Genomic DNA, 23,851 nt, shown 5'->3' on the forward strand with positions numbered 1-23,851 from the left:
GGTGGATGAAGACATGCCGGTGGTGGTGATCGCGCCCAACGACAGCCTGCTGGAGAAGGTCAAATCCAACATGCAGGAAGTGCGCGCCCGCGGCGGCGAGCTGTTCGTGTTCGCCGACCAGGACAGCCATTTTGTCGAGACCGACGGCGTACATGTCATCCGCACGCCCAGGCATGTGGGTGCACTGAGCGCAGTGGTGCACACCATTCCTGTGCAGCTGCTGGCGTACCACACAGCATTGGCGCGCGGCACCGACGTGGACAAGCCACGAAACCTGGCAAAGAGCGTTACGGTGGAATGAAAGAAGGGCCGGTCAATGACCGGCCCTTTCTCTTCAGCTTCGCCCGTACGTATCCTCGAAGCGCACGATGTCATCCTCACCGAGGTAGCTGCCGGACTGCACTTCGATCAGTTCCAGCGGCAGCTTGCCCGGGTTGCGCAGCCGGTGGGTCACGCCCAGCGGAATGTAGGTGCTCTGGTTTTCGCCCAGCAGGATCACCTCGTCACCACGGGTAACCTCGGCGGTGCCGCTGACCACCACCCAGTGTTCGGCGCGGTGGTGGTGCATCTGCAGGCTCAGCGTGCCGCCGGGCTTTACGGTGATCCGCTTGACCTGGAAACGCTCGCCGTTGTCGATCGAATCGTAGGCGCCCCACGGGCGGTACACCTTGCGGTGCCAGGTGGCCTCGGGCCGTTGGTTGGCCTTGAGCCGGGCCACCACCTGCTTGATCTCCTGCATGCGGTCGCTGCGGCCCACCATCACCGCATCATCGGTCTCCACCACGATCACGTCATCCAGCCCGACCAGCGCGATCAGGCGCTCGCCATAGGCGTAGGTGTTGCGGCAGTCGATGGCGATGACATCGCCGTGATGGGCGTTGCCATCGGCATCCTGCGCCGATACGTCGCGCAGCGCGGTCCACGAGCCGACATCGTTCCAGCCCGCGTCCAATGGCACCACCACCGCGTCGGCGGTCTTTTCCATCACCGCGTAGTCGATGGAATCGGCCGGCACGGCCGCGAAGGCCTCCTTGTCCAGGCGGGTGAAATCGGTATCGCGCCGCGCCAGCTGCCAGGCGTTGCGGCTGGCCGCCAGCATGGCCGGCTGCAGGCGTTCCAGTTCGGCCAGGTAGCGCGAGGCCTTGAACAGGAACATGCCGCTGTTCCAGAAATACTCGCCCGACTGCACGTACTGCAGGGCGGTTTCGGCATCGGGTTTTTCGACGAACCGGTCCACCGCGCGCACCGCATCGCCGGATGCGGCCTTGATGTAGCCGTAGCCGGTTTCCGGCCCGGTCGGCACGATGCCGAAGGTGACCAGCTTGCCATCACGTGCGGCCGGCAGCGCACGCAGCACGGCGGCGCGGAAGGCTTCCTCATCGGCAATCACATGATCCGACGGCAGCACCAGCAGCACCGGGTCGCCCTCTTCCAGGGTGGCTTCCAGCGCGGCTACCGCGATGGCCGGGGCGGTATTGCGCCCCACCGGCTCCAGCAGGATGGCCTGCGGCTGCACGTCCAGCTGCTGCAGCTGTTCGGCGGCGACGAACCGATGCTCCTCGTTGGCCACCACCAGCGGCGCGCGCCCGGCGATGGGCGCCACGCGCTGCCAGGTGGCCTGCAGCATGGTCTGTTCGCCGGCCAGCGCCAGGAACTGCTTGGGGTAGGCCTCGCGCGAGAGCGGCCACAGCCGCGTGCCGGAGCCGCCGGACAGGATCACCGGAAGGATGTCGTTCATCGGGCTGGGCCTCAGGATGCCTTGAGCAACTGGGAGATTTCATCGGTGCGCTGCTGCAGCAGGGCCGCATCGCCACGCGCTTCCACGTTCAGCCGCAGCAGCGGCTCGGTGTTGGAGCTGCGCAGGTTGAAGCGCCACTGGCCGAAGTCGGCGCTGATGCCGTCGGTGTGGTCCAGCACCGGCGCCTGCGCCGCGTAATGCTCCATCACCCGGGCCACGGCGGCCTTGGCATCGGCGACCTTGAAGTTGATTTCGCCGCTGCACGGGAACTTCTGCATGCGCGCTTCCACCAGGTCGGCCAGCGAGCGGCCCGATTCGGACACCAGCGCGGCAATCAGCAGCCACGGGATCATGCCCGAGTCGGCGTAGGCGAACTCGCGGAAGTAATGGTGCGCGCTCATCTCGCCACCGTAAACGGCGTCTTCGTTGCGCATCTTTTCCTTGATGAAGGCGTGCCCGCTCTTGCACAGCACGGCCTGGCCGCCGGCTTCTTCCACCATCTCAACGGTGTTCCACAGCAGCCGCGGGTCGTGCACGACCTTGCCGCCCGGCTGGCGCGCGAGGATGGCCTGGGCCAGCAGGCCCACCAGGTAATAGCCTTCGATGAAGCGGCCGGTGTGGTCGAAGAAGAAGCAGCGGTCGAAATCGCCATCCCATGCGATACCGAAGTCCGCGCCGTGCTCGCGCACGGCCTGCGCGGTCATCTCGCGGTTCTCGATCAGCAGCGGGTTCGGAATGCCGTTGGGGAAGCTGCCATCGGGCTCGTGCGCGATGCGGACGAATTCGAACGGCAGGTGCGGGGCCAGCAGGTCCACGATGGTGCCCGCGCCGCCATTGCCGGCGTTGACCACCAGCTTCAGCGGCTTGAGCGCGGGGCGGTCCACGTAGCTGAGCAGGTGCTCGATGTAGGCGCTCTTGTCGGTGTGCGACTGGATGCCCGCCGTGGGTGCCGCGTCGGGCGCGGTGTCTGCCTCGACCGCATCGGAAATCGCGAACAGGCCGGTGTCCGAGCTGATCGGCCGGGCCTGCTGCTTGACCAGCTTCATCCCGTTGTAATCCATCGGGTTGTGGCTGGCGGTGACCATGACCCCGCCGGCGGCGTTGAGGTGGTCGACCTGGAAATAGACCTCTTCGGTGCCGCACAGGCCGATGTCCAGTACCTCGCGGCCGGCACCGCGCAGGCCGGCGGCCAGCGCGTCCTGCAGGCCGGGGCTGGTCAGCCGCACGTCATGACCCACCACCACCGTGCCCGGCTCCAGCTGGGCCGCCAGCGCCACGCCGATCCGGCGCGCCAGCGTCTCGTTCAGCTCGTCCGGCACGCGGCCGCGGATGTCGTATGCCTTGAATGCGGGGAGGGTCATCGAAAGTCCTATCCATAAGTCAGTAGGCGAGTTTAGCCGCTGTCATGTATGGGAATCGTTTTCAGCCGGAATGTCGGTTTAGCCGGGGCTGTGCCCGGCAATGGCTACAATGGCCGCTTACATCAACGAGGTGAGGGCGTAGATGAGCAAGTCCCCAGACAACGGCGGCCGGCGCGGCAAGCGCTACGCCAGCGCCGCCGACGCGCTGCAGGGCGTGGTGGCCGATGGCCAGACCCTGGCGGTCGGTGGCTTCGGCCTGTGCGGCATTCCCGAAGCGCTGATCGCGGCGCTGCGCGACACCGGGGTGAAGGGCCTGACGGTGATTTCCAACAACGCCGGCGTGGACGGCTTCGGCCTGGGCCAGCTGCTGGAAACCCGGCAGATCAGCAAGATGATCTCGTCCTACGTGGGCGAGAACAAGGAATTCGAACGCCAGTACCTGGCCGGCGAGCTGGAACTGGAATTCAACCCGCAGGGCACCCTGGCCGAGCGCCTGCGCGCCGGCGGTGCGGGCATTCCCGCCTTCTTCACCGCCACCGGCTACGGCACCGTGGTGGCCGAGGGCAAGGAAACCCGCGAGTTCGACGGCAAGCACTACGTGATGGAAACCGCGCTGCGCGCCGACGTGGCGCTGGTCAAGGCGTGGAAGGCCGACGAGGCCGGCAACCTGGTGTTCCGCAAGACCGCGCGCAACTTCAACCCGGCCTGTGCGATGGCCGGCCGGCTGTGCGTGGTGGAAGTGGAAGAGGTGGTGCCGGTGGGCAGCATCGACCCGGACCAGGTGCACCTGCCGGGCATCTACGTGCACCGCATCGTGCACAACCCCACCCCTGAAAAACGCATCGAACAGCGCACCGTGCGTGCGGAGGGCAACTGACATGGCATGGACCCGCGATGAAATGGCGCAGCGCGCCGCCCGCGAGCTGACCGACGGTGCGTACGTGAACCTGGGCATCGGCCTGCCGACGCTGGTGGCCAACCACATTCCCGACGGCGTGGACGTGTGGCTGCAATCGGAGAACGGCCTGCTCGGCATCGGCCCGTTCCCGACCGAAGCGGAAGTGGATGCGGACCTGATCAATGCCGGCAAGCAGACGGTCACCGCGCGTGCGGGTGCCAGCTACTTCGGCAGCCACGACAGCTTCGCGATGATCCGCGGCGGCCACGTCAACCTGGCCATCCTGGGCGCCATGCAGGTCACCGACAAGGGTGACCTGGCCAACTGGATGGTGCCGGGCAAGATGGTCAAGGGCATGGGCGGCGCCATGGACCTGGTGGCCGGCGTGCAGCGCGTGGTAGTGCTGATGGAGCACACCGCCAAGAATGGCGAGCACAAGATCCTGCCCGAGTGCACCCTGCCGCTGACCGGCGTGGGCGTGGTCGACCGGATCATCACCGACCTGGCCGTGTTCGATGTCACCGAAGCAGGCTTGACCCTGGTCGAAGCCGCGCCGGGCGTAAGCAGGGAAGAGCTCCAGGAAAGGACAGGGGTCAGAATTATCTGAACCTCTCGGGAAGCCGACGTGGGTCACGGCGATCCGAGGCAGACCTCCTTAGGCTCGACCTGCGCAATAAGCGCTTGGTTGACCAACAGGAGTGATACTGCATGAAGGCAATTTCTATTCTCGGATCGCTGGCCGTTGCAATGTCGTTCGCAGGAAGCGCTCTGGCGCAGGATTCAGATTACCTGGGCCAGAGCGCGGCCGGCGTTGCCGAGGCAAGAGCCCAGCCCGCGTCCCTCCCCGCAGATGTCCAGCTGGTAGAACTTGAGCGCTGGCATTTCCGCGGGGATACCTTCTCGGCGCGGCCTTTTGCGCCGTCGTCTCCCTGGCAGCACCCGGGTACGCGTCAGGGCGTGCTGGGATTCATTTCGTATTTCCCCTTTGAAGGCAGCATGACGTTGTACAACTGCCTTACGAACGACTATCGCAATCGCTTTACCTCGCACGACGCAAATTGCGAAGGTCACATGCTGATGACCAACGCGTCTCCGATCACTGGCTATATCGCATCCACCCAGCTTCCGGGTACGGTACCGCTGTACCGCTGCCAGCGCGGTGGACTGAGCCCGGGCAACTGGGCTGATCACTTCGATTCGGTGGACGTCAACTGTGAGGGCGTAAAGCACCCAGCCAACGACGGCATCATCGGCTACATTTGGCAGTAGCCGTGCCCGAACGTCAGCCGGGTTGGTTTCAGCCCGGTTGGCCAGAAGGAACTCGACGCGCCGAGCGTGGTGGCGAAGGAACGATGACTTATTACGTGAAGCGCCACTTTGATTTGCGCGTTGTCGGGAGACATCCTGGTTCGTACCAAAGTGAGTACTGCCTTCTCATTAACACGCAATGCAATCGCCCCCGGCCGCACCTCTACTTGAAGCTGCGTTCCGGCTTCGATCCCTGCCGCACACATGCACATGCCGTGCAGTTTCAGATAGGGAATCTTCCGGTCGCCGGGCTGCCGGTCAAGGACCTTGTGGTACAGGGTGCAGACCATCACGCTGTTGGTTGGTGCCAGCTGACGTTCATCTTTCGGGCTTCGCGTGGGCGATGTCGAGCCGATGGGTATTCATGCGAGACCGGCGTTGGAAGTCGCCCTCGCGGGGATGGCGAGGTACTCGGGAAGTTGAAAGCCGCTTGCACATACGCGGTGCGACGTAATCCCGAGAAGGTGTTGTACTCCGCCACCTTGGCGGTACCGCGTTGTCCTCTGACCAGATTCCTCACGGCGCTCATGGCATCGGTTGCGCTGTTTCGCGCGTAACCGGTGAGTTGACGACTGGAGGTCATGCGTTATCCGACGTGGCCCAGGTGCTGGCGGTCGTTTGGTAGTCGACCCTGCCGCTGAGCGATGCAATCTCCTCAGTAGGATCGCATCTCTATCCACCGACGTTGAACTGTCCGCGTCCGGTAATGGCATGGACATCGGCGGGGAAGGCCTTTCCCGGATGCGCATCCATGTAACGATCAACCGCAGAGGCCGAATGCTAGACTTTCCGGCTTGGCTGAACCTGGAATGCTGCCGTGATCAAACCCGGGAAGGGGAACCCCTCCATGCTGCAACGCTGGCTGGTCGGTCTGCTGATCGGGGCGGCGCTGCTGGTGGGCCTGCGCGGCATTGCCAAGGATGTCGATTTCAACGGTTCCATGCTGCGCCAGGCCTTCGTGGCCGACGCCGGCTGGACCGAGTCGGTTCCCCCCGAGGTTGTCGAAGCCCGCGAGCTGCTCCGCCACGAACAGAGCGGCGCGCCAATTGCCCTGGCACCGGGCCTCTGGGAAGACCCGCTGGTGCGCGAGCGCCTGTGGGACGGGCTGTACCCCCGCCGTATCCACTGGGCCGACAAGGGCCTGATGCTCTGGCGCACCCCCGGCCCGCAGCAGCCGAACTGCACTGAAATCTCAAGGAGTGAGCGCATTGTTCTCGTTGACTGCCACTGACGGTGGCGCGCGCGCCGCGCTGGGCATGCTGGCCGGCGTGCTGCTCTGCTATGCCTTCGCTGCGTTTGGCTGGGTAGGGCTGTCGGCCCAGGTCGCCTTCATTGCCGTGCTGGCCTGTGCCGCGTGGTCGCTGCTCGCCCTGCGCGACGGGCGTTCGGCGTGGATGGTGGGCATTGTCGCGGTGCTGCTGGTGCTCGCGCTGGGCAGCCCCACCGACGAATGGGACCCGCGCTCGATCTGGATGCTGCATGCCAAGCGGATCTACCTGGAGAATTCGCTGTACGCCCAGCTGGACGGCTATGCGAACTTCAGCCACAACGACTACCCGTCACTGATGCCGCTGTGGTCGGCCACGGCCGCCAGGGGGGTGGGGCACTGGAACGAGATCTTCCCCAAGGCCGCCGCGACGCTCCTGCTGCTGCCGCCGCTGCTGTTGATCGCGCGCAGCTTGCGCACGTGGTGGGCCGCCGGGCTGTTGGCGGTAGCGGTGCTGGAGGTGGGTGGGCGCTATCTGGTCGACGGCTACATGGATGCGTTCCTGGCGGTCTACGCGGTCGCGGCGCTTGCCGTGGCGATCCAGCCGCGCAGGGACGCGGCCGAGGCGGCCTGGGTCAACCTCGCCGCCTATGCAGCGCTGTCGGCGGTGCTGACCCTGATCAAGAACGAAGGTGCGGTGCTGGCCATCCTGGTCGGCGTGGTCGCGGTGGGTACCGTCCTGCTGCGCGACCGCCGCATGCCCTGGGGCCTGCTGGCCGCGTTCGCCGTATCAATGGTGCCGCTGGTGGCGTGGAAACTGGCCGTGGCCGGCGCCGACCTGGGCAATGACCTGGCCCAGAGCGACCTGAAGGGGCAGCTGCTGGCGCGCCTGCCCGAGCTGGCACCCAGCGTGCTGATCCTGAAGGCCCTGCTGCGCAGTGCCGTGTGGGTGCCGCTGGTGCTGCTGCTGGTACTGTGGGCGCGCACCTGGCGCGTATCTGCGGCCCGGGCCGGGCTGGCCGTCGCCGCGGCCTATTTTGGCGTGCTGTTCGCGGTGTATCTGAGCACCCCGCACGATCTGGCCTGGCACCTGGCCACCAGTGCCAAACGCGTCGCGCTGCCGGTACAGTTGCTGTTGATGTACGCGGTGCTGGTGCTGCTGGACCAGTGGAGACAGACTGGCCCGCGCCAGAATGCAGGAGAACCCAATGCTTGAGCCCAACGCGTCGTTCGTGGTGGTCACCCCGGTCTACGAGGACCACGTGGCCTCCACCCGGTTGTTCACCGAACTGGCGCGCCTGTACGGCGACCGCGTGTTCGTGGTGGCGGTGGATGACGGCTCGATCCGCGAACCGGTGCAGCCGTTCCAGCTGTCCAGCGCCGGGGTCAGCGGGGTGGTGCTGAGGCTGCGCCGCAACGTCGGCCACCAGAAGGCGATCGCGATCGGGCTGGGCTATGTCGAAGAGAACCTGCCGGACGCCCAGCGGGTGGTCGTGATGGATTCCGATGGCGAAGACCTGCCCGAGACCATCGCTACCCTGCTCGAGGCGGTGCGCGACGAAAACGTGGACGTAGCCGTGGCGCGGCGCAGGAGCCGGGTGGAAACGCTGCGCTTCCGCGCGTTCTACGTGGTCTACAAGTTCATCTTCCAGCTGCTGACCGGGCGCACCATCAGCTTCGGCAACTTCATGGCGATCAAGGTCAGTGCGCTGCACCGGCTCAACGCGATGCACGAGGTCTGGACCCATGTGGCCGCAGGGTTGATCGCCAGCAAGCTGCGCCTGGCGGTGTGCCCGATCGACCGTGGGCCGCGCTACGCCGGGCAGAGCAAGATGAACTTCGTGGGCCTGACCCTGCATGGGTTCCGCGCGCTGATGGTGTTCGCCGAAGACGTGCTGGTCCGCGTGGGCCTGATGTGCGTGCTGGTCTCTTCGGCGTCGATCGTGCTGGCCGTGGTGGCCACCCTGCTCAAGCTGGCCGGCTACGCTACGCCGGGCTGGTTCTCGATGGCGCTGGGCGTGCTGTTCCTGGTGTTCCTGCAGACCGGCACGCTCACCCTGATGACGCTGATGCTCAGTGGCATCGTGCGCGGCACCATCCAGAAACCGGGGGCGTACCGCGAGTACCTGGCCGGTGTCGCCGAAGTGTCGGCCGATGTCGCGCCGCGCTGAGTTCCGCCAGCTGCTGCGTTACGTCATCAATGGACTGGTGGCGACCGGCGTGCACTTCGCGGTGCTGACCTTGCTGGTGGAGGTGGTGCATGTGCCTTCCAAAGGCGTGGCCAACCTGCTGGCGGCGGCGGTGGCCATCGTGTCGTCGTTCCTGGGCAACCGCTACTTCGTGTTCGCTGCTACCCAGGCCCGCGCCGGTGGCCAGCTGTGGCGGTTCGTACTGCTGTATGCCGCCATTGCATTGCTCAACGGCGGGCTGATGGCGCTGTGGTCGGACCTGTTGAAGTTCGATTACCGCGTGGGCTTCGTGCTGATCAGCATCCTCCAGTTCATCCTTTCGTTCCTGGGCAACCGCCTGCTGGTGTTCAAGCCATGAAAACCCTGCGCAACGCACTGCTGCTGACCGTCGTCTACGTGGTGCTGCTGCTGGGCATCCATTTCCTGCACGTACGCTTCTTCAGCGTGGACGTGGTGTTCTATGCGGCGATCGGCGATGCGCTGCTGGCGGCAGTGCTGACCGGCCTGTTGCTGCTGCTGCCCGCGCTGCGGCGCTTCACCGTGACCGAGAAAGTACTGCTGGTGGCGGTGTGGCTGCTGGGCGGCTATTCGTTCGCGATTTCCGTGCCGACCGTGATCGACCGTTCGCTGTCGTTCTACATCCTGGAGAAGCTGGACCAGCGCGGCGGCGGCATCCGCCAGGATGCCTTCCAGGACGTGTTCACCAAGGAATACATGGTGGAACACCGGCTGGTGGACGTACGGCTGACCGAACAGGAAAGCTCGGGCACGATCCACATCGCCAACGGCTGCGTGCTGCTCACCGACAAGGGCCGCCGGGTCGCGGCCATGAGCCGCTTCTACCGCCAGCACTTCCTGCCCAAACAGCGTCTGTTGCTGGGCAGGTACTCCGACGACCTGACCGATCCGTTCCGCCACAGCCGCCAGGACGTCTCCTACCAGTGTCAGTGAGGGATGGAGCGGCCGTTTCAGCCGCTCAGCAACCCATCAAAATACGCAATCGTCCGCCGAAGCCCGTCTTCCAGCTTCACCTGCGGTTCCCAGCCGCCCAACCGGCTCTTGGCCAGCGTGATATCCGGCTGGCGCTGCATCGGGTCGTCCTGCGGCAGCGGCTTGAACACCAGCTTCGACCCTGAATTGGTCAGCGCGATCACCGCCTCGGCCAGCTCGCGGATGGTCATCTCTGCCGGGTTGCCCAGGTTGCACGGCCCGGTGAAATCCTTGTCCGTGGCCATCAGCCGGATGAACCCTTCGATCAGGTCATCCACATAGCAGAACGAGCGCGTCTGCTGGCCCTCGCCGTAAATGGTGATGTTCTCGCCGCGCAGCGCCTGCACGATGAAGTTGGACACCACGCGCCCATCATTGGGGTGCATGCGCGGGCCATAGGTGTTGAAGATGCGCGCCACCTTGATATCCAGCCCGTGCTGGCGGTGGTAATCGAAGAACAGCGTTTCCGCGCAGCGCTTGCCCTCGTCGTAACACGAGCGCGGCCCGATCGGGTTCACGTTGCCCCAGTACTCTTCGCGCTGCGGGTGCACGCTCGGATCGCCGTAGACTTCGCTGGTGGAGGCCTGGAAGATCCGGCAGTCCAGCCGCTTGGCCAGCCCCAGCAGATTGATCGCGCCATGAACCGAGGTCTTGGTGGTCTGCACCGGGTCGTGGCTGTAATGGATCGGCGAGGCCGGACAGGCCAGGTTCCAGATCTCATCCACCTCGATGTACAGCGGGAAGGTCACGTCGTGGCGGAGGAACTCGAACTGTGGGTTGCCGAGCAGGTGCGCGATGTTGCGCTTGGTTCCGGTGAACAGGTTGTCGGCGCACACTACTTCGTGGCCCTGGCCGAGCAGGCGCTCGATCAGGTGTGAGCCGAGGAATCCCGCACCGCCGGTGACCAGGATGCGCTTGGTGCTGTCATGACTTCTCATTCGGGATCTCTGGCTGTGGGCGGCGCGGTGCATGCCGCTGGTCACGCTGGGGGAACGCCGATTGTAGGCGGCTGGATGGGGCGCCGCCATGCTAGCGTTCCAGCATGGATCTCCACCTTCCCGATGCCCAGGTGCACTGGCACCGCCACTGGCTGGCCGCTGACGCCGCCGATGCGCTGCAGCGCCAGCTGCGCGGCGAGGTGCCGTGGGAGGTGCACAAGATCCGGATGTTCGGCCGGCAGGTGGATTCACCGCGGCTGAGCTGCTGGATGGGCGATCCGGCCGCGCGCTACCGCTATTCGGGTACCGACTTCGTGCCGCATGCCTGGCATCCGGCATTGCTGCCGGTGCGGGATGCGCTGGCGGAATTCTGCGGGCAGGAATTCAACAGCGTGCTGCTCAACTGCTATCGCGACAACGATGACGGGATGGGCTGGCACAGCGACAACGAGGCAGAGCTTGGGCCCACGCCGCTGATCGCATCACTCAGCCTGGGCGCGGCAAGGCGATTCCTGCTGCGCCGTCGCGATGACCATGCGCGCAAGGCGGAAGTCACGCTGGGCCATGGCGATCTATTGCTGATGGGCGGGCGTACCCAATCTTTCTACCAACATGCGCTGCCCAAGAGCGCGCGACCGTTGGCCGAGCGAATCAACCTGACGTTCCGCTGGATCGAGGCGTAGAGCCACGCCCTGCGTGGCTTCGCGGTACCCGGCCGTTCCAGCCACGCAGGGCGTGGCTCTACCGCTTTTCGTCAGCGCAATCGCGTCGGAATAGCCGCAGCCGTCTGGCTGTCGGCCTGGCCGGTGGTCAATGTCCACCCCACCAGCTCGGTGGTCACCGCCTGCAGGCTCTTTTCGAATGCCTGGGCCACATCGGCGGTGTTGGTGCTGGGTACCGGCTGCTCCTGGCGGAACGTGCGGTCGGCGACCACGCGCTGGTCGATCACGTGGATCAGCTTGGCGTTGATCTCGATGAGGGCGGTCGGCGTGGGCTGGCCGCGGTAATCGGATTCAAAGCGGCGTACATCCAGCGCCAGCTTGTAGTCGGCGCGGATGCCGGTGGTGGCGCGTGCCACGCCGGCAATGTGGCCGGAATCCTCGAAGGCGCGCACCAGCGCATCGTCCACCATGTCGGTGGCCGGCTGCGCCCAGCTCACGCCCTTGTAGACCTCCAGCTCACCCGGGTTGGGGCGCACGTTGATACGCGGGCTGTCGACCACGCGCGCGGCGGTGGGCTTGACCAGCACCAGCTGCCAGTCGACCTTCGGCCACGACGGATCCGGCTGGATGCGCACCACCGGCGAATAGATGGTGACCTGGCTGCGCTCGTTGCTGCCCAGCAGCGAGCAGGCACCGAGCGCGATCATCAGCCCGGCCGGCAGCAGCAGGCGGGGCAGGGAGGCGGGCAGGAGAGGGAAGCGGCTCATTTGGGTTCGAACTCCTTCGGCGCGTCGCGGCCCAGCAGGTAGCGGGCCGGGTTGTTGTCCAGTTTGTCGCTGACCCGGCGCAGGTCGCGGATCAACCCGCGCAGCTCGGTCAGGGTCGGTCCGAGCTGGGCCAGGCCATCGTTGGCGAAGCTGTTGATGGCCGCGCGGTTCTCGCCCAGGATCGAATCGGCACTACCAGCGGCCGAATCGAGCTTGGTCAGGGTGGTTTCCAGCTTGTCCAGGATCGGCGGCAGCTGCTGCACCAGGTTCTTGTCCAGGCGCTCGATGGTGCCGTTGGTGGTCTTGAGCGTCACATCCAGGCTGCGTGCGGCATCGCGCGCGCTGAGCAGCAGCGCCTGGGTGCCCTGGTCGCGGTCGGCCAGGCCGCCGCTGATGGTTTCCAGGTTGGCCAGGGTGGCGTTGATGCTGGCCACGTTGCGGTCGCTCAGCACCTGGTCCATGCGCTCGACGATGCGGTTGGCCACGTCGGTGATGTTCTGCAGCGCCGAGGGGGTGGTCGGGATGATCGGGGCCGGGTCGCGGTTCACTGCGGTCAGCGCCTGCGCCTGCGGCGTGCCGCCGCTGAGCTGGATGATCGACGGCCCGGTCAGGCTGGTGATGGCCAGCTTGGCGCGGGTGTCGGTCTTCACCGGCGTGTTGGAATTCAGGCGGATCCGCGCGACCACCTGGCGCGGGTCATCCGGCACCAGGTTCAGTTCGGTGATCGAGCCGACCGCGATGCCGTTGTACTGCACGGGGCTGCCCACCGACAAACCGGTGACCGCTTCGCGGAACACCACCCGGTATTCGGTCCAGGTGCGGTCGGAGGAGTACTTGGCCGCCCACAACCCGAAGGCCAGCAATGCCAGCCCCACGATCAGGGTGAACGCGCCGATCAGTACGTAATTGGCTTTGGTTTCCATGGCTTACTCGCTCTTCTGCTTGGCGGCGCGTGCAGCACGCGCACGCGGTCCGTGGAAATATTCCTGGATCCACGGATGCTCCAGTTGTTCGATTTCATGCAACGGCGCATTGGCGATCACCTTGTGGTCGGCCAGCACCGCCACCCGGTCGCAGATCGCATACAGCGTATCCAGGTCGTGGGTGATCAGCAGCACAGTCAGGCCCAGCGCTTCCTGCAGGGTCTTGATCAGGCGGTCGAAGGCGGCCGCGCCGATCGGGTCCAGCCCGGCGGTGGGCTCGTCCAGGAACAGCAGTGGCGGGTCCAGCGCCAGCGCACGGGCCAGGCCGGCGCGCTTGCGCATGCCGCCGGACAGCTGCGAGGGCAGCTTGTTGATCGCATCGGCGGGCAGGCCGGCCAGCTTCACCTTCAGCAGCGCCAGTTCGTAATGCCAGCGTTCGGGCAGCTCGCCGTGGTGTTCCTTCAGCGGCACCTGCACGTTCTCGCCCACGGTCATGGACGAGAACAGCGCGCCATCCTGGAACAGCACGCCGGTGTTGCGTTCGATGTGCAGGCGGTCGGCGCGGTTGCCCGAGCGCGCATCCACGCCCAACACTTCGATCTGGCCTTCGTCGGGCGTGCGCAGGCCCAGGATGCTGCGCATCAGCACCGATTTGCCGGTACCCGAACCACCGACCACGCCGAGGATCTCGCCGCGGCGCACGTCCAGGTCCAAGCCCTCGTGCACGGTCTGGCTACCGAAGCGGTTGGTCAGCCCGCGCACGCGGATGGCCAGCCCGGCGGCGTCGGCCAGCGCGGTGCGGGTGTCTTCTTCAGGGGCGGCTGTGGTCGTCATCACCAATCCATGTGCATGAACCACAACGCGGCGAACGCGTCGATGATGATCACCAGCGAGATGGTCTGCACCACGCTGGAGGTGGTGCGCTCACCCACCGACTGCGCGGTGCCTTCCACCTTCAGCCCTTCCAGGCAGCCGATCAGGCCGATCACGGCGGCAAACACCGGCGCCTTGGACAGGCCCACCAGCATGTGCCGCACCTCGATGGTGTCGTGCAGCCGCGCCAGGTACATCTGCGGCGGAATATCCAGGTCGAACGCGCCCACGGTGACGCCACCGGCCAGGCCGGCGATCATCGCCACGAAGGTCAGCAGCGGCAGGGTGACCAGCAGCGCGATCAGGCGCGGCAGCACCAGCAGGTCGACCGGGTCCAGGCCCAGGGTCTGGATCGCGTCGATTTCCTCGCGCGCCTTCATCGAGCCGATCTGCGCGGTGAACGCGCTGGCGGTGCGGCCGGCCAGCACGATCGCGGTGAGCAGCACGGCGAATTCGCGCAGGAAGGCGATGCTGACCAGTTCCACCACGTAGATCTCGGCGCCGAAGTCGCGCAGGATCGTCGAGCCCAGGAACGCGATCACCGCGCCCACCAGGTAGGACAGCAGCGCCACCAGCGGCACCGCATCCAGCCCGACCTGTTCCATGTGGTGCACGGTCGCGGTCAGTCGGAAACGGCGCGGCTCGCGCAGCAGGCGGCCGCCCTTGACCAGGTTCTCGCCCAGGAAGCTGGCCAGCGCCACGATGTTGTGGCCGGTGGCGTGCACGCTGCGGCCCAGGCGCTCCAGCGCGGCCAGCACGCCGAAGTCGCGCTTGGCCTTGGGGCGGTCGTCGGCCACTTCCTCGATGGTGCACACCAGCGCGCGGTGGTCCTCGCGGAAGGTCAGTGCATCCTCGGCCAGGTCGGCGCGGTGGGCCACGCGCAGCACCTGCAGCACGCCGGCCGAATCCAGCTGGGTGATGCCGCTGGCATCGATGCCGGTCACTTTCTCCGGCGCCGCGCGCAGCACTTCGGCCGCGTCCAGCGCGGTGCGCAAGGTCCACTGGCCGGACAACCGGATGAGACCGGGGTCCTGTGGATCCTGTTCGAGTTTGGGGGTCTGTTCTGGCGTCATGGGGCGTCCTCCACGCAGCATAACCTGTATGCGTGGAGGCCAAGTGTGTATGCGGCCCGACATCGGGTAATACTACGCCGCATGTCTGCCGACGCACCCGCCATTGCCACCCCTCCCGCCACCTACGCACAGCGGGTGGCCTTCGTGTCCGAGATCGCCGGACGGCTGCACAGCTACGGCACCACCGCCCAGCGGCTGGAGGCGGCGGTGGTTGCGCTGTCGCAGCGGCTGGACCTGGACTGCGAGCCGTGGTCGAACCCGACCGGGCTGATCCTGAGCTTCAGCGACCCGACCAAGGCGATCGGTTCGTCGGACATCACGCGCGTGATCCGGCTGGCACCGGGCGAAAACGACCTGCACAAGCTCAGCATCGCCGACCAGATCACCGAAGCGGTGGCCAACGGCACGATGAGCATCGCGCAGGGCCATACCGCACTGCGGCAACTGGACAAGGACCCGGGCCGGCGCGGCAAGATCCGCATGATCCTGTCCTACAGCCTGGGTGCGGCCGGCGTGGCCGGGCTGTGGAAACTGCCGTGGCTGGATATCGCCACCGCCGGGGTGATCGGGTTGCTGATCGGGCTGATGACGCTGGTGACCGACCGCCGCCCGGCCAGCCGCGAAGCCAGCGAGGCGTTGGCCGCACTGCTGGCCGGCACGGTGGCGGCGCTGGTGGCCTCGTTCGTGGGCGCGCTCAACCTCAATACGGTGATCATCGCCTCGCTGGTGGTGATGCTGCCCGGCATGTCGCTGACCAATGCGGTCAACGAGCTGGCCAGCCAGCACTGGGTATCGGGCACCGCGCGCTTCGCCGGCGCGATCACCACCATCCTCAAGCTCACCGTGGGCGCGGTGATCGCGGTGACGCTGTCGGGCATCCTCGGGCTGGACCCGGTGGTGCGCGCATCGCGGCCGCAGGCCGACTGGGTGGAATGGAGCGCGCTGCTGATCGCGGCGTTCGCGTTCGCGATGCTGTTCAAGGCCAACCGCCGCGATTACCCGTGGGTGATTGCCGCATCGGTGGCCGGCTATGCGATTTCCAAGTTCGCCGGCCAGGCGTGGGGCCTGCCGGCCGGCATCTTCATGTCGGCGATGATCATGACCGCCGCAGGCAACCTGTTCGGCCGACTGGTGCAGCGCCCGGGCGCCATCATCCGGCTGCCCGGCATCATCATGCTGGTGCCCGGCAGCACCAGCCTGCGCGGCGTGCTTACCTTGGTGCAGCAGCAGGACATGAGTGCCGGCCAGACGGTGCTGATGACCGTGCTCAACGTGGTAATGGCACTCGTGGCGGGACTATTGTTCGGCAACCTGCTGGTACCGGCGCGAAAGAATCTGTGAATCAGTGAGAGTTTCTGAGAGTTTCAGTGGGACACGCATGGCGTGTCTCTACGCGGCGGCTTCATAAACCATCAACGCCCGACCCCAAAACCCAAGCGACCAAGGGTCGTAGTGACACGCCATGCGTGTCAAAGCCATGATCCTGCGCACGTAGCTGAAAACAAAAAAACGCCGGCATTGCAGCCGGCGTTTTTGTTCGCATCGGTAACGCGATGCTTACTTCTTGATCAGGAAATCTTCCAGCTTCTTGCCCTTGGTGGTGTGGGCGGCCAGCCAGCGCGGCTGCTTGCCACGGCCGGTCCAGGTTTCCTTCGGGTTGGCCGGATTGCGGTACTTCGGGGCCACTTTGCCGAGCTTGCGCACGGCCTTGGCCGGTGCTGCCGTGGCGGCCTTGCCGGCGCGGCCGCGGGTGGGGGCTGCAACGCCTGCCACTTCTTCCAGGGTGTATCCGTTTGCCTTGGCCAACTTGGTCAGCTGTGCGCGGACCTTGGTGATGGCCGGGCGCTTGGCAACAATCGTCTGCTGCTTCTTGGCGTTCTTGATCAGGGCGCCCAGCTCTTTGGCGGACAAACCACTCAGGTCAATACTCATCAACTGCTCCGGAATCTAACAATAGAAGGACGGGGTTGAGCCAGTCCTTGGCACGCCATCAGCATACATTCTCATTTCGAGAATGCACAGCGAGAAAAAATAATCAATGGAAACGGGACAATAAAAAGCCGGGATGTTTCACCCGGCTCTGTCATTACTTTGTCAGTTTTTTCATCAGTGCATCGTGGTCCAGACTCTCCGCTTCGCTGGCAGTGCGCGCGCGGTACTCGAACGTACCGGCGGCCAGGCCGCGTTCGGATACCACCACCCGGTGCGGTACGCCGATCAGTTCCATGTCGGCGAACATCGACCCCGGGCGCAGCCCGCGGTCATCCAGTGCGGCATCCAGGCCGGCGGCCTGCAGCTCGGCCAGCAGGTCGGCAGCGGCGCTGGCCACGGCGTCGTCCTGCTTCGGGTTGATCACGCACACCACCACCTGCCACGGCGCCATTGCGTCGGGCCAGATAATGCCGGCGTCGTCGTGGTTCTGTTCGATGGCCGCAGCGACGATGCGCGAGATACCGATGCCGTAGCAGCCCATCGCCATCACCGCGGCCTTGCCGTTCTCGTCCAGCACGGTGGCATTCAAGGCCTGCGCATACTGGCGGCCCAGCTGGAACACGTGGCCCACTTCGATGCCGCGCGCCACGCGCAGTTCGCCACCATCGGCGGCACGGTCGCCTTCCTTCGCATTGCGGATGTCGGCCACTTCCGGTTCGGGCAGGTCACGGCCCCAGTTGACGCCGGCAATATGGAAACCGGCTTCGTTGGCGCCGATGACGAAATCGGCCATCGCGGCAACGTCGCGATCGGCCACGATGCGGATCGGCTTGGCCGGGTTGAGCGGGCCCAGGAAGCCCGGTTCGCTGCCCAAGTGGGTGGCGATTTCCGCCTCACCGGCCATGCGGTAGCCCTGCAGGCCCGCGACCTTGCCCAGCTTGATCTCGTTGACGTCGTGGTCGCCGCGCACCAGCGCCAGCACGAAGCCGGCTTCGGTCATGACCGCAATCGACTTGACGGTGCGCTCCAGGCCCAGGCCGAGCAGGGCGGCTACCGCCTCGCAGGTTTTCTGGGTGGGCGTTTCCACCTTGCGCAGCGCTTCGCTGGCGGCCGGGCGCGGGCCCGGTGCAGCGGCGACGGCCGCTTCCATGTTGGCCGCGTAATCGGACCCGGTGGAGAACACCAGCGCGTCTTCGCCGGATTCGGCGATGACGTGGAATTCCTGCGAGGCGTCGCCGCCGATCGCGCCGGAATCGGCCTGCACCATGCGGAAGTCCAGGCCCAGGCGGGTGAACACGCGGGCGTAGGCGGCCTTCATGTTCTCGTACTCACGCACCAGGCAGGCGTCATCCAGGTGGAAGGAATAGGCATCCTTCATCAGGAACTCGCGCGCGCGCATCACGCCGAAGCGCGGGCGGATCTCGTCGCGGAACTTGGTCTGGATCTGGAAGAAGTTCACCGGCAGCTGCTTGTAGCTGTTCAGTTCCTGGCGCGCGAAATCGGCCGCGGCCTCTTCAGCGGTGGGGCTGTAGCAGAACACCTGCTCCTTGCGGTCCTTGATCTTCAGCAGCTGCGGGCCGAACTTTTCCCAGCGCCCGGTGGCCTCCCACAGGTCCTTGGGTTGGATGGTGGGCACCTGGAACTCAATGGCGCCGGCACGCTCCATCTCCTCGCGCACGATGCGCTCGACCTTGCGCAGCACGCGCAGGCCCAGCGGCGACCAGATATACAGCCCCGAGGCCAGCTTGCGGATCATGCCCGCGCGCAGCATCAGCCGGTGGCTGGTGAGCTCGGCGTCGCCGGGGGTTTCCTTGGTGGTGTGCAGATGGAACTGGGAGAGGCGCATCGTCGGCTTCGCTGAACGGCTGGAAGGCAATATTCTGCCAGCCCGGCCGCCAACGTGCCCAATTCGGGCCGAACGGTCGTGTGGTCAGGCCGCCGGCTGGCAATACGCCTTGATGCCCGCTTCGGCCAGGGCCTTCTGGCTCTGGCGCTGGGTGTCGTCCAGCGGCGAATCGGGCTTGCCGTCGCCATCGGTGTCCTGCAGCACCGCGCCCTTGCCGTTGAGCAGGGCCAGGTTGTCGCGGGCGGTGGTGCAGTTGGCCGATTCGGCCGGGGCGGCCTTGGCCACCGGGCTGCCGCCGACCGGGTCCCGGTTCTGGATCTGGCGCTGCTCGGCGTTCTGGCCGGTGGGCGGCTTCTCCGAATACTGGGTCACGCCGTTGGCGTCCTTCCACTTGTAGACGGTTCCGGCGCTGGCCGAAGCGCTGGCAAGCAGCAGCAGGCAGCACATGAGGGGCAGGGCACGCATGGCAACTCCGGGCAACGGGGGACAGAGGCGCGATTGCAGCATTCCCGCCCCGTGCTGGCAAGCCTCCCCCCAAATGGGGCCGCAGCCACTAAACTGGCGGCATGGATCAGATGAAACCCCCGCCGCGCTCGCGCAGCATCTATTTGCTGCCCAACCTGTTCACCACCGCCGGCCTGTTCGCCGGGTTCTACGCGATCATCGCGGCGGCCAACGGCGATTTCGTCAATGCCGCCATCGCCGTGTTCGTGGCCGCGGTCATGGACGGCCTGGATGGCCGGGTGGCGCGCCTGACCGGCACCAGCAGCGAGTTCGGCGTGCAGTACGACTCGCTGGCCGACCTGGTCAGCTTCGGCATGGCCCCGGCGCTGGTGATGTACCACTGGTCGCTGTCGTGGCTGAAGTTCGACGACCCCATCCTCGGCCGGGTCGGCTGGGCGGTGGCGTTCCTGTATGCGGCCTGCGCCGCGCTGCGCCTGGCCCGCTTCAACACGCAGGTCAGCGTGGTCGACAAGCGCTGGTTCATCGGCCTGGCCAGTCCGGCCGCGGCCGGACTGATGATGTCGTTCGTGTGGGCCTTCGCCGATGGCACGCTGGGCTGGGACGGCAACGAACTGCGCTACGTGGCGCTGGGCGTGACCCTGGTGGCGGCGCTGCTGATGGTCAGCCGGATCCGCTTCTGGAGCTTCAAGGGCAGCGGCGAGAAAGGCCCGCGTGCCGATCGCGTGCCGTTCCTGGCGTTGGCGCTGGTGCCGATCGCCATTGCCATCATGGTCATCGACCTGCCGCGCGTGCTGTTCGCGGTGGGCGTGATCTATGCCCTGTCCGGCCCGGTCAGCTGGCTGTGGCAGCGCACCCGCAAGACGGCCGAGCCCGGCGCGTGAGCAGCCCGGCCGACCCGTCACTGTGGACCCCGGCGCAGCAGTCCTGGCTGCAGGCGATGGGCTACACGGTGTTCGTGGACGGCAACGTGGAAGCAGCGCCGGAACCGGTGGTCGAGTTGGTCGCAATCCCGGTAGAGCCGGGCCCTGCCCTACGACCGTCCGGTACCGCCCCGCCGCCGCGTCGCAACGCTCCGGTGGCGGAAGATCCCGCCGCACCTGCACCCGCCCGCGCCGGCACCCGCCGCGCGGCGGTGCGCATGCCCGACCGCCTGCAGATCGCGCTGCTGCGCGCGTCCGGCTGCAACCCGGCCGAACCCGACACCCAGGCGTTGATGGCCGGCTGGAACCTGGACGAACTGCGCGGCAATGCCGCCGCCAAGCGCGCGCTGTGGCCGCAGTTGAGGGCACTGCGCAAGCGGGGCCGCGGGTGAGCGCGGTCAGTTCGCCGCGTCCGATGTCGCTGCGCGCGCTGCGCGAACGCGACCTGGACGCGGTGATGGAAATCGAGCTGCGCGGCTACCCGTTCCCTTGGACACGCGGCATCTTCGTCGATTGCCTGCGGGCCGGTTACCCGGCGCTGGCGCTGGAAGATGATGGCGTGCTGGTCGGCTATGGCGTGCTCAGCATCGCCGCCGATGAGGCGCACGTGCTCAATGTCTGTGTCGATCCGTCCTGCCAGACCCGTGGCCTGGGCCGGCTGCTGTTCCGCGCGCTGGTCAAGCTGGCGCGCGAGCATGGCGCGCAGCGGGTGTTCCTGGAAGTGCGCCCGTCCAACACCCCGGCGGTGGCGCTGTACCACAGCGAAGGCTTCAACGAGATCGGCCGCCGCCCGCGCTATTACCCGGCCCGTGATGGCCGCGAAGACGCGCTGGTGATGGCGATCGAGCTGGTCGACGACGACATCCAGACGATGCCGCCGTTGTAAGGGCAGCGTAGAGCCACGCCCTGCGTGGCTGCGTGCACCGCGGTAGCAGGCGACCGTTGGTCGCCTGCCTTTCACCCGTTTAAAGCTTCGCGCGCTGCGCGACCAGGCCTTCCAGCTGCGTGGTCCAGTCGACCAGGCGCACGCGCTCCTGCTCGATCACCGCTGCCGGCACCTTGTCGGTGAACTTGGACAGCTTGGTGGCGCTCTTTTCCTTCTCCGCCTCCACCCGCGCGATTTCCTTGTCCAACCGGGCGCGCTCGGCACCCAGGTCGACCAGGCCTTCCAGCGGCACCAGCAGGGTCAGCTCGCCCACGATCGCGGTGGCCGCCGGCGGCGTTTCCGCGTCGGCGGCCAGCCACTCGATGCGCTCCAGCTTGAGCAGGAACGACAGCGACGAGGTGAAGCGCGCAACGCGGTTGCGGTCGTCCTCGCTGCCACCCTGCAGCAGCAGGCCGACCTGCTTGGCCGGCGGCACGTTCAGTTCGCTGCGCACGCGGCGCAGCGCGCTGACCATCGACTTCAGCCATTCCACGTCGGCCTCGGCGCGCACGAAATCGCCGGCGAACTCGTCCGCGGTCGGGTAGGGGCGCAGCGAGATGGTGTCGCCGTCCAGGCCCAGGCGCGGGGCCACCTGGCGCCACAGCTGCTCGGTCACGAACGGGGTGAGCGGGTGCAGCAGGCGCAGCAGCGCTTCGAGCACGTACAGCAGGGTGTGGCGGGTGCTGGCCGCGTCGTCGGCGTTGTCGCCGTTGAGCGCCGGCTTGGTCAGCTCCAGGAACCAGTCGCAGAACTCGTTCCAGGCGAACTCGTACAGCGCCTGCGCCAGCAGGTCGAAGCGGTAGTTGGCGTAGTGCGCCTGCGCCTCGGCCGACACTGCCGCCAACCGCGCCAGGATCCAGCGTTCGGCATCGGTGCGCGGCTGCGGCACGCCGTTGAACTGCGCGCCTTCGGTGTTCATCAGGGTGAAGCGGCTGGCGTTCCACAGCTTGTTGCAGAAGTTCTTGTAGCCCTCGGCGCGGCTCATGTCGAACTTGATGTCGCGGCCATGGGTGGCCAGCGCGGCGATGGTGAAGCGCAGCGCGTCGGCACCGTGGGCGATGATGCCGTCGGGGAAGTCCTTGCGGGTGGCCTTCTCGATCTTCGGCGCGTCCTTGGGCTTCATCAGCCCGGTGGTGCGCTTGGCGACCAGGTCGTCGATGGAGATGCCGTCGATGATGTCCAGCGGATCGAGCACGTTGCCCTTGGACTTGGACATCTTCTGGCCCTGCGCATCGCGGATCAGGCCGGTGATGTAGACGTCCTTGAACGGGATCTTCCCGGTGAAGCTGTCGGTGGCCATGATCATGCGGGCCACCCAGAAGAAGATGATGTCGAAGCCGGTGATCAGCACCGACGACGGCAGGTAGCGCTCGAAGCCACGCTCGGCCATGGCCTGCTCGTTCGGCCAGCCCAGGGTGGAGAACGGCCACAGCTGCGAGGAGAACCAGGTTTCCAGCACGTCGCTGTCCTGGCGCAGCACCACGTCGGCGCCCAGGTTGGCGCGCGCGCGCGCGTCGGCCTCGTCGCGGCCGACGTAGCAGGTGCCGGCGTCATCGAACCACGCCGGAATGCGGTGGCCCCACCACAGCTGGCGGCTGATGCACCAGTCCTGGATGTTTTCCATCCAGTGGCGGTAGGTGTTGATCCAGTTGGCCGGGACGAACTGGATCGAACCGTTCTCGACCAGTTCCAGGCCGCGCTTGGCCAGCACGTCCATCTTCACGAACCACTGGTCGGTCAGGTACGGCTCGATCACCTGGCCGGTCCGGTCGCCGCGCGGCACCTGCAGCTTGTGCGCCTTGGTCTCGACCAGGATGCCCAGTTCTTCCAGCTCGGCCAGCACCACCTTGCGCGCTTCGTAGCGATCCAGCCCGCGGTACTTTTCCGGGGCGTTGTCGTTGATCGCCGCCACCGGGGTGAACAGGTTGATCATCGGCAGGTCGTGGCGCAGCCCCACCTGGTAATCGTTGAAATCGTGCGCCGGGGTGACCTTGACCACGCCGGTGCCGAACTCGCGGTCGACGTAATCATCGGCGATCACCGGGATCTCGCGGTCGGTCAGTGGCAGCTTCACCATCTTGCCGATCAGGTGCGCATAGCGCTCGTCTTCCGGGTGCACCATCACGGCGGTGTCGCCGAGCATGGTTTCCGGGCGGGTGGTGGCCACGGTCAGGCTGCCGCTGCCGTCGGCCAGGGGGTAGCTGATCGACCACAGGAAGCCGTCTTCCTCCACGCTTTCCACTTCCAGGTCGGAAATGGCGGTCTTCAGCACCGGGTCCCAGTTGACCAGGCGCTGGCCACGGTAGATCAGGCCCTGCTCATGCCAGCGCAGGAACGCCTCGACCACCGCTTCGGACGGCTGCGGATCCATGGTGAAGGTGCTGCGCGACCAGTCCGCCGAGGTGCCCATGCGGCGCATCTGGCGCTCGATGATGTCGCCCGACTGCGCCTTCCACTCCCACACCTTTTCGATGAACCCGTCGCGGCCCAGCGAATCGCGGCTTTCGCCGTTGCCGGCCAGCGCCAGGTTGCGCGACACCACCATTTCGGTGGCGATGCCGGCGTGGTCGGTACCCACCTGCCACAGCGTGTCGTAGCCGCGCATGCGGTGGTAGCGCACCAGCGCATCCATCAGGGTCTGCTGGAAGGCATGGCCCATGTGCAGCGTGCCGGTCACGTTCGGCGGCGGCAGCAGGATGGTGTACGGCTCGCCCTTGCCGGACGGCTTGAAGTGCCCGGCCTTCTCCCAGGAGTCGTACAGCTCCGTTTCGAAGGTCTTGGGGTCGTAGCTGGAGGCAAGTTGGGTCATGCGGGGGCAACCAGGAGGCAATCGTTG

Annotated in this window: 25 protein-coding genes and 1 pseudogene; 14 read left to right on the forward strand and 12 right to left on the reverse strand. The window is 66.4% G+C overall.

The annotated features are described in order from the left end of the window. On the forward strand, nucleotides 1-301 hold a 301-nt coding region (locus QMX79_RS04160; protein ID WP_282244689.1), incomplete at its 5' end, for an SIS domain-containing protein. A 33-nt stretch (nucleotides 302-334) separates the two neighbouring features. Here QMX79_RS04160 and QMX79_RS04165 read toward each other — a convergent pair. Continuing rightward, a complete protein-coding gene (locus QMX79_RS04165; RefSeq protein WP_282244691.1) occupies nucleotides 335-1,738 on the reverse strand; it encodes a mannose-1-phosphate guanylyltransferase/mannose-6-phosphate isomerase in 1,404 nt (467 codons plus the stop codon). An 11-nt stretch (nucleotides 1,739-1,749) separates the two neighbouring features. Beyond that, nucleotides 1,750-3,099 carry a phosphomannomutase gene (locus QMX79_RS04170; RefSeq protein ID WP_282244693.1) on the reverse strand — a complete coding sequence of 450 codons (1,350 nt, stop codon included), beginning with the start codon at nucleotides 3,097-3,099 and terminating at the stop codon, nucleotides 1,750-1,752. Nucleotides 3,100-3,241: 142 nt separating this feature from the next. Between QMX79_RS04170 and QMX79_RS04175 the strand changes: the two genes are divergently transcribed. The 3 genes from QMX79_RS04175 (at nucleotide 3,242) to QMX79_RS04185 (ending at nucleotide 5,266) form a co-directional block, all read left to right on the forward strand. After that, on the forward strand, nucleotides 3,242-3,976 hold the full coding sequence (locus tag QMX79_RS04175) for a CoA transferase subunit A (protein ID WP_282244695.1): 735 nt from the start codon (nucleotides 3,242-3,244) through the stop codon (nucleotides 3,974-3,976). Nucleotide 3,977: 1 nt separating this feature from the next. Next, nucleotides 3,978-4,604: a CoA transferase subunit B gene (locus tag QMX79_RS04180; RefSeq protein ID WP_282244697.1), complete on the forward strand. Its 627-nt coding sequence runs from the start codon at nucleotides 3,978-3,980 to the stop codon at nucleotides 4,602-4,604. A gap of 101 nt (nucleotides 4,605-4,705) precedes the next feature. Continuing rightward, entirely contained in the window at nucleotides 4,706-5,266 is a 561-nt protein-coding gene (locus QMX79_RS04185; RefSeq protein ID WP_282244699.1) for a hypothetical protein, read from the forward strand. Here the strand turns inward: QMX79_RS04185 and QMX79_RS04190 are convergent. Continuing rightward, entirely contained in the window at nucleotides 5,251-5,595 is a 345-nt protein-coding gene (locus QMX79_RS04190) for a hypothetical protein (protein ID WP_282244701.1), read from the reverse strand. The genes QMX79_RS04185 and QMX79_RS04190 overlap by 16 nt on opposite strands. 557 nt (nucleotides 5,596-6,152) lie before the next feature. Between QMX79_RS04190 and QMX79_RS04195 the strand changes: the two genes are divergently transcribed. From QMX79_RS04195 to QMX79_RS04215, 5 genes are read left to right on the forward strand one after another with little or no spacing between them, the layout of a single operon-like run. Beyond that, a complete protein-coding gene (locus QMX79_RS04195; RefSeq protein WP_282244703.1) occupies nucleotides 6,153-6,536 on the forward strand; it encodes a hypothetical protein in 384 nt (127 codons plus the stop codon). Then, nucleotides 6,514-7,728 carry a hypothetical protein gene (locus tag QMX79_RS04200; protein WP_282244704.1) on the forward strand — a complete coding sequence of 405 codons (1,215 nt, stop codon included), beginning with the start codon at nucleotides 6,514-6,516 and terminating at the stop codon, nucleotides 7,726-7,728. The genes QMX79_RS04195 and QMX79_RS04200 overlap by 23 nt, the downstream gene beginning before the upstream one ends. Beyond that, nucleotides 7,721-8,683, forward strand: coding sequence for a glycosyltransferase (locus QMX79_RS04205; protein ID WP_282244705.1), 963 nt, complete (start codon nucleotides 7,721-7,723; stop codon nucleotides 8,681-8,683). The genes QMX79_RS04200 and QMX79_RS04205 overlap by 8 nt, the downstream gene beginning before the upstream one ends. Then, nucleotides 8,667-9,059, forward strand: coding sequence for a GtrA family protein (locus tag QMX79_RS04210; protein ID WP_282244707.1), 393 nt, complete (start codon nucleotides 8,667-8,669; stop codon nucleotides 9,057-9,059). The genes QMX79_RS04205 and QMX79_RS04210 overlap by 17 nt, the downstream gene beginning before the upstream one ends. Next, complete coding sequence (locus QMX79_RS04215) at nucleotides 9,056-9,652, forward strand: hypothetical protein (RefSeq protein WP_282244709.1); 597 nt, start codon at nucleotides 9,056-9,058, stop codon at nucleotides 9,650-9,652. Before QMX79_RS04210 ends, QMX79_RS04215 begins: the two co-directional genes overlap by 4 nt. 17 nt (nucleotides 9,653-9,669) lie before the next feature. Here the strand turns inward: QMX79_RS04215 and QMX79_RS04220 are convergent, their stop codons facing one another. Then, entirely contained in the window at nucleotides 9,670-10,629 is a 960-nt protein-coding gene (locus tag QMX79_RS04220; RefSeq protein WP_282244711.1) for a UDP-glucuronic acid decarboxylase family protein, read from the reverse strand. Between the two features lie 104 nt (nucleotides 10,630-10,733). On the opposite strand from QMX79_RS04220, the gene QMX79_RS04225 reads away from it, so the two are divergent. Beyond that, nucleotides 10,734-11,312 (forward strand): alpha-ketoglutarate-dependent dioxygenase AlkB, encoded by a 579-nt coding sequence (locus QMX79_RS04225; protein WP_282244713.1) that lies wholly within the window; start codon nucleotides 10,734-10,736, stop codon nucleotides 11,310-11,312. A 71-nt stretch (nucleotides 11,313-11,383) separates the two neighbouring features. Here the strand turns inward: QMX79_RS04225 and QMX79_RS04230 are convergent, their stop codons facing one another. The 4 genes from QMX79_RS04230 to QMX79_RS04245 are packed head-to-tail and all read right to left on the reverse strand — an operon-like array spanning nucleotide 11,384 to nucleotide 14,927. After that, nucleotides 11,384-12,058 carry an ABC-type transport auxiliary lipoprotein family protein gene (locus QMX79_RS04230; protein WP_282244715.1) on the reverse strand — a complete coding sequence of 225 codons (675 nt, stop codon included), beginning with the start codon at nucleotides 12,056-12,058 and terminating at the stop codon, nucleotides 11,384-11,386. Next, nucleotides 12,055-12,981: an MlaD family protein gene (locus QMX79_RS04235; protein ID WP_282244718.1), complete on the reverse strand. Its 927-nt coding sequence runs from the start codon at nucleotides 12,979-12,981 to the stop codon at nucleotides 12,055-12,057. The genes QMX79_RS04230 and QMX79_RS04235 overlap by 4 nt, the downstream gene beginning before the upstream one ends. A gap of 3 nt (nucleotides 12,982-12,984) precedes the next feature. Continuing rightward, nucleotides 12,985-13,815 (reverse strand): ABC transporter ATP-binding protein, encoded by an 831-nt coding sequence (locus QMX79_RS04240; protein ID WP_282244719.1) that lies wholly within the window; start codon nucleotides 13,813-13,815, stop codon nucleotides 12,985-12,987. Further along, complete coding sequence (locus QMX79_RS04245; protein ID WP_282244720.1) at nucleotides 13,815-14,927, reverse strand: ABC transporter permease; 1,113 nt, start codon at nucleotides 14,925-14,927, stop codon at nucleotides 13,815-13,817. Before QMX79_RS04245 ends, QMX79_RS04240 begins: the two co-directional genes overlap by 1 nt. A gap of 81 nt (nucleotides 14,928-15,008) precedes the next feature. Between QMX79_RS04245 and QMX79_RS04250 the strand changes: the two genes are divergently transcribed. Beyond that, complete coding sequence (locus QMX79_RS04250) at nucleotides 15,009-16,268, forward strand: threonine/serine exporter family protein (protein ID WP_282244722.1); 1,260 nt, start codon at nucleotides 15,009-15,011, stop codon at nucleotides 16,266-16,268. Nucleotides 16,269-16,487: 219 nt separating this feature from the next. Here QMX79_RS04250 and QMX79_RS04255 read toward each other — a convergent pair. From QMX79_RS04255 to QMX79_RS04265, 3 genes and pseudogenes are all read right to left on the reverse strand, one after another. After that, a pseudogene (locus QMX79_RS04255) lies at nucleotides 16,488-16,859 on the reverse strand (H-NS histone family protein); the annotation flags it as partial. Nucleotides 16,860-17,013: 154 nt separating this feature from the next. After that, nucleotides 17,014-18,705, reverse strand: a complete 1,692-nt coding sequence (locus tag QMX79_RS04260; RefSeq protein ID WP_282244724.1) for a proline--tRNA ligase — start codon at nucleotides 18,703-18,705, stop codon at nucleotides 17,014-17,016. An 84-nt stretch (nucleotides 18,706-18,789) separates the two neighbouring features. Next, nucleotides 18,790-19,170 (reverse strand): DUF4124 domain-containing protein, encoded by a 381-nt coding sequence (locus QMX79_RS04265; protein ID WP_282244726.1) that lies wholly within the window; start codon nucleotides 19,168-19,170, stop codon nucleotides 18,790-18,792. A 101-nt stretch (nucleotides 19,171-19,271) separates the two neighbouring features. Between QMX79_RS04265 and pssA the strand changes: the two genes are divergently transcribed. From pssA to rimI, 3 genes are read left to right on the forward strand one after another with little or no spacing between them, the layout of a single operon-like run. Next, nucleotides 19,272-20,051 carry a CDP-diacylglycerol--serine O-phosphatidyltransferase gene (gene pssA / locus QMX79_RS04270; protein ID WP_282244728.1) on the forward strand — a complete coding sequence of 260 codons (780 nt, stop codon included), beginning with the start codon at nucleotides 19,272-19,274 and terminating at the stop codon, nucleotides 20,049-20,051. A gap of 56 nt (nucleotides 20,052-20,107) precedes the next feature. Continuing rightward, entirely contained in the window at nucleotides 20,108-20,482 is a 375-nt protein-coding gene (locus QMX79_RS04275; protein ID WP_282244773.1) for a hypothetical protein, read from the forward strand. After that, nucleotides 20,479-20,976, forward strand: coding sequence for a ribosomal protein S18-alanine N-acetyltransferase (gene rimI / locus QMX79_RS04280; protein ID WP_282244730.1), 498 nt, complete (start codon nucleotides 20,479-20,481; stop codon nucleotides 20,974-20,976). The genes QMX79_RS04275 and rimI overlap by 4 nt, the downstream gene beginning before the upstream one ends. Nucleotides 20,977-21,055: 79 nt before the next feature. On the opposite strand, the gene QMX79_RS04285 is transcribed toward rimI, so the two are convergent. After that, nucleotides 21,056-23,824, reverse strand: a complete 2,769-nt coding sequence (locus tag QMX79_RS04285; RefSeq protein WP_282244732.1) for a valine--tRNA ligase — start codon at nucleotides 23,822-23,824, stop codon at nucleotides 21,056-21,058. Between the last annotated feature and the right edge of the window lie 27 nt (nucleotides 23,825-23,851).

This window comes from Stenotrophomonas sp. PS02300 (assembly GCF_029959395.1).
Classification (GTDB): domain Bacteria; phylum Pseudomonadota; class Gammaproteobacteria; order Xanthomonadales; family Xanthomonadaceae; genus Stenotrophomonas; species Stenotrophomonas maltophilia_AD.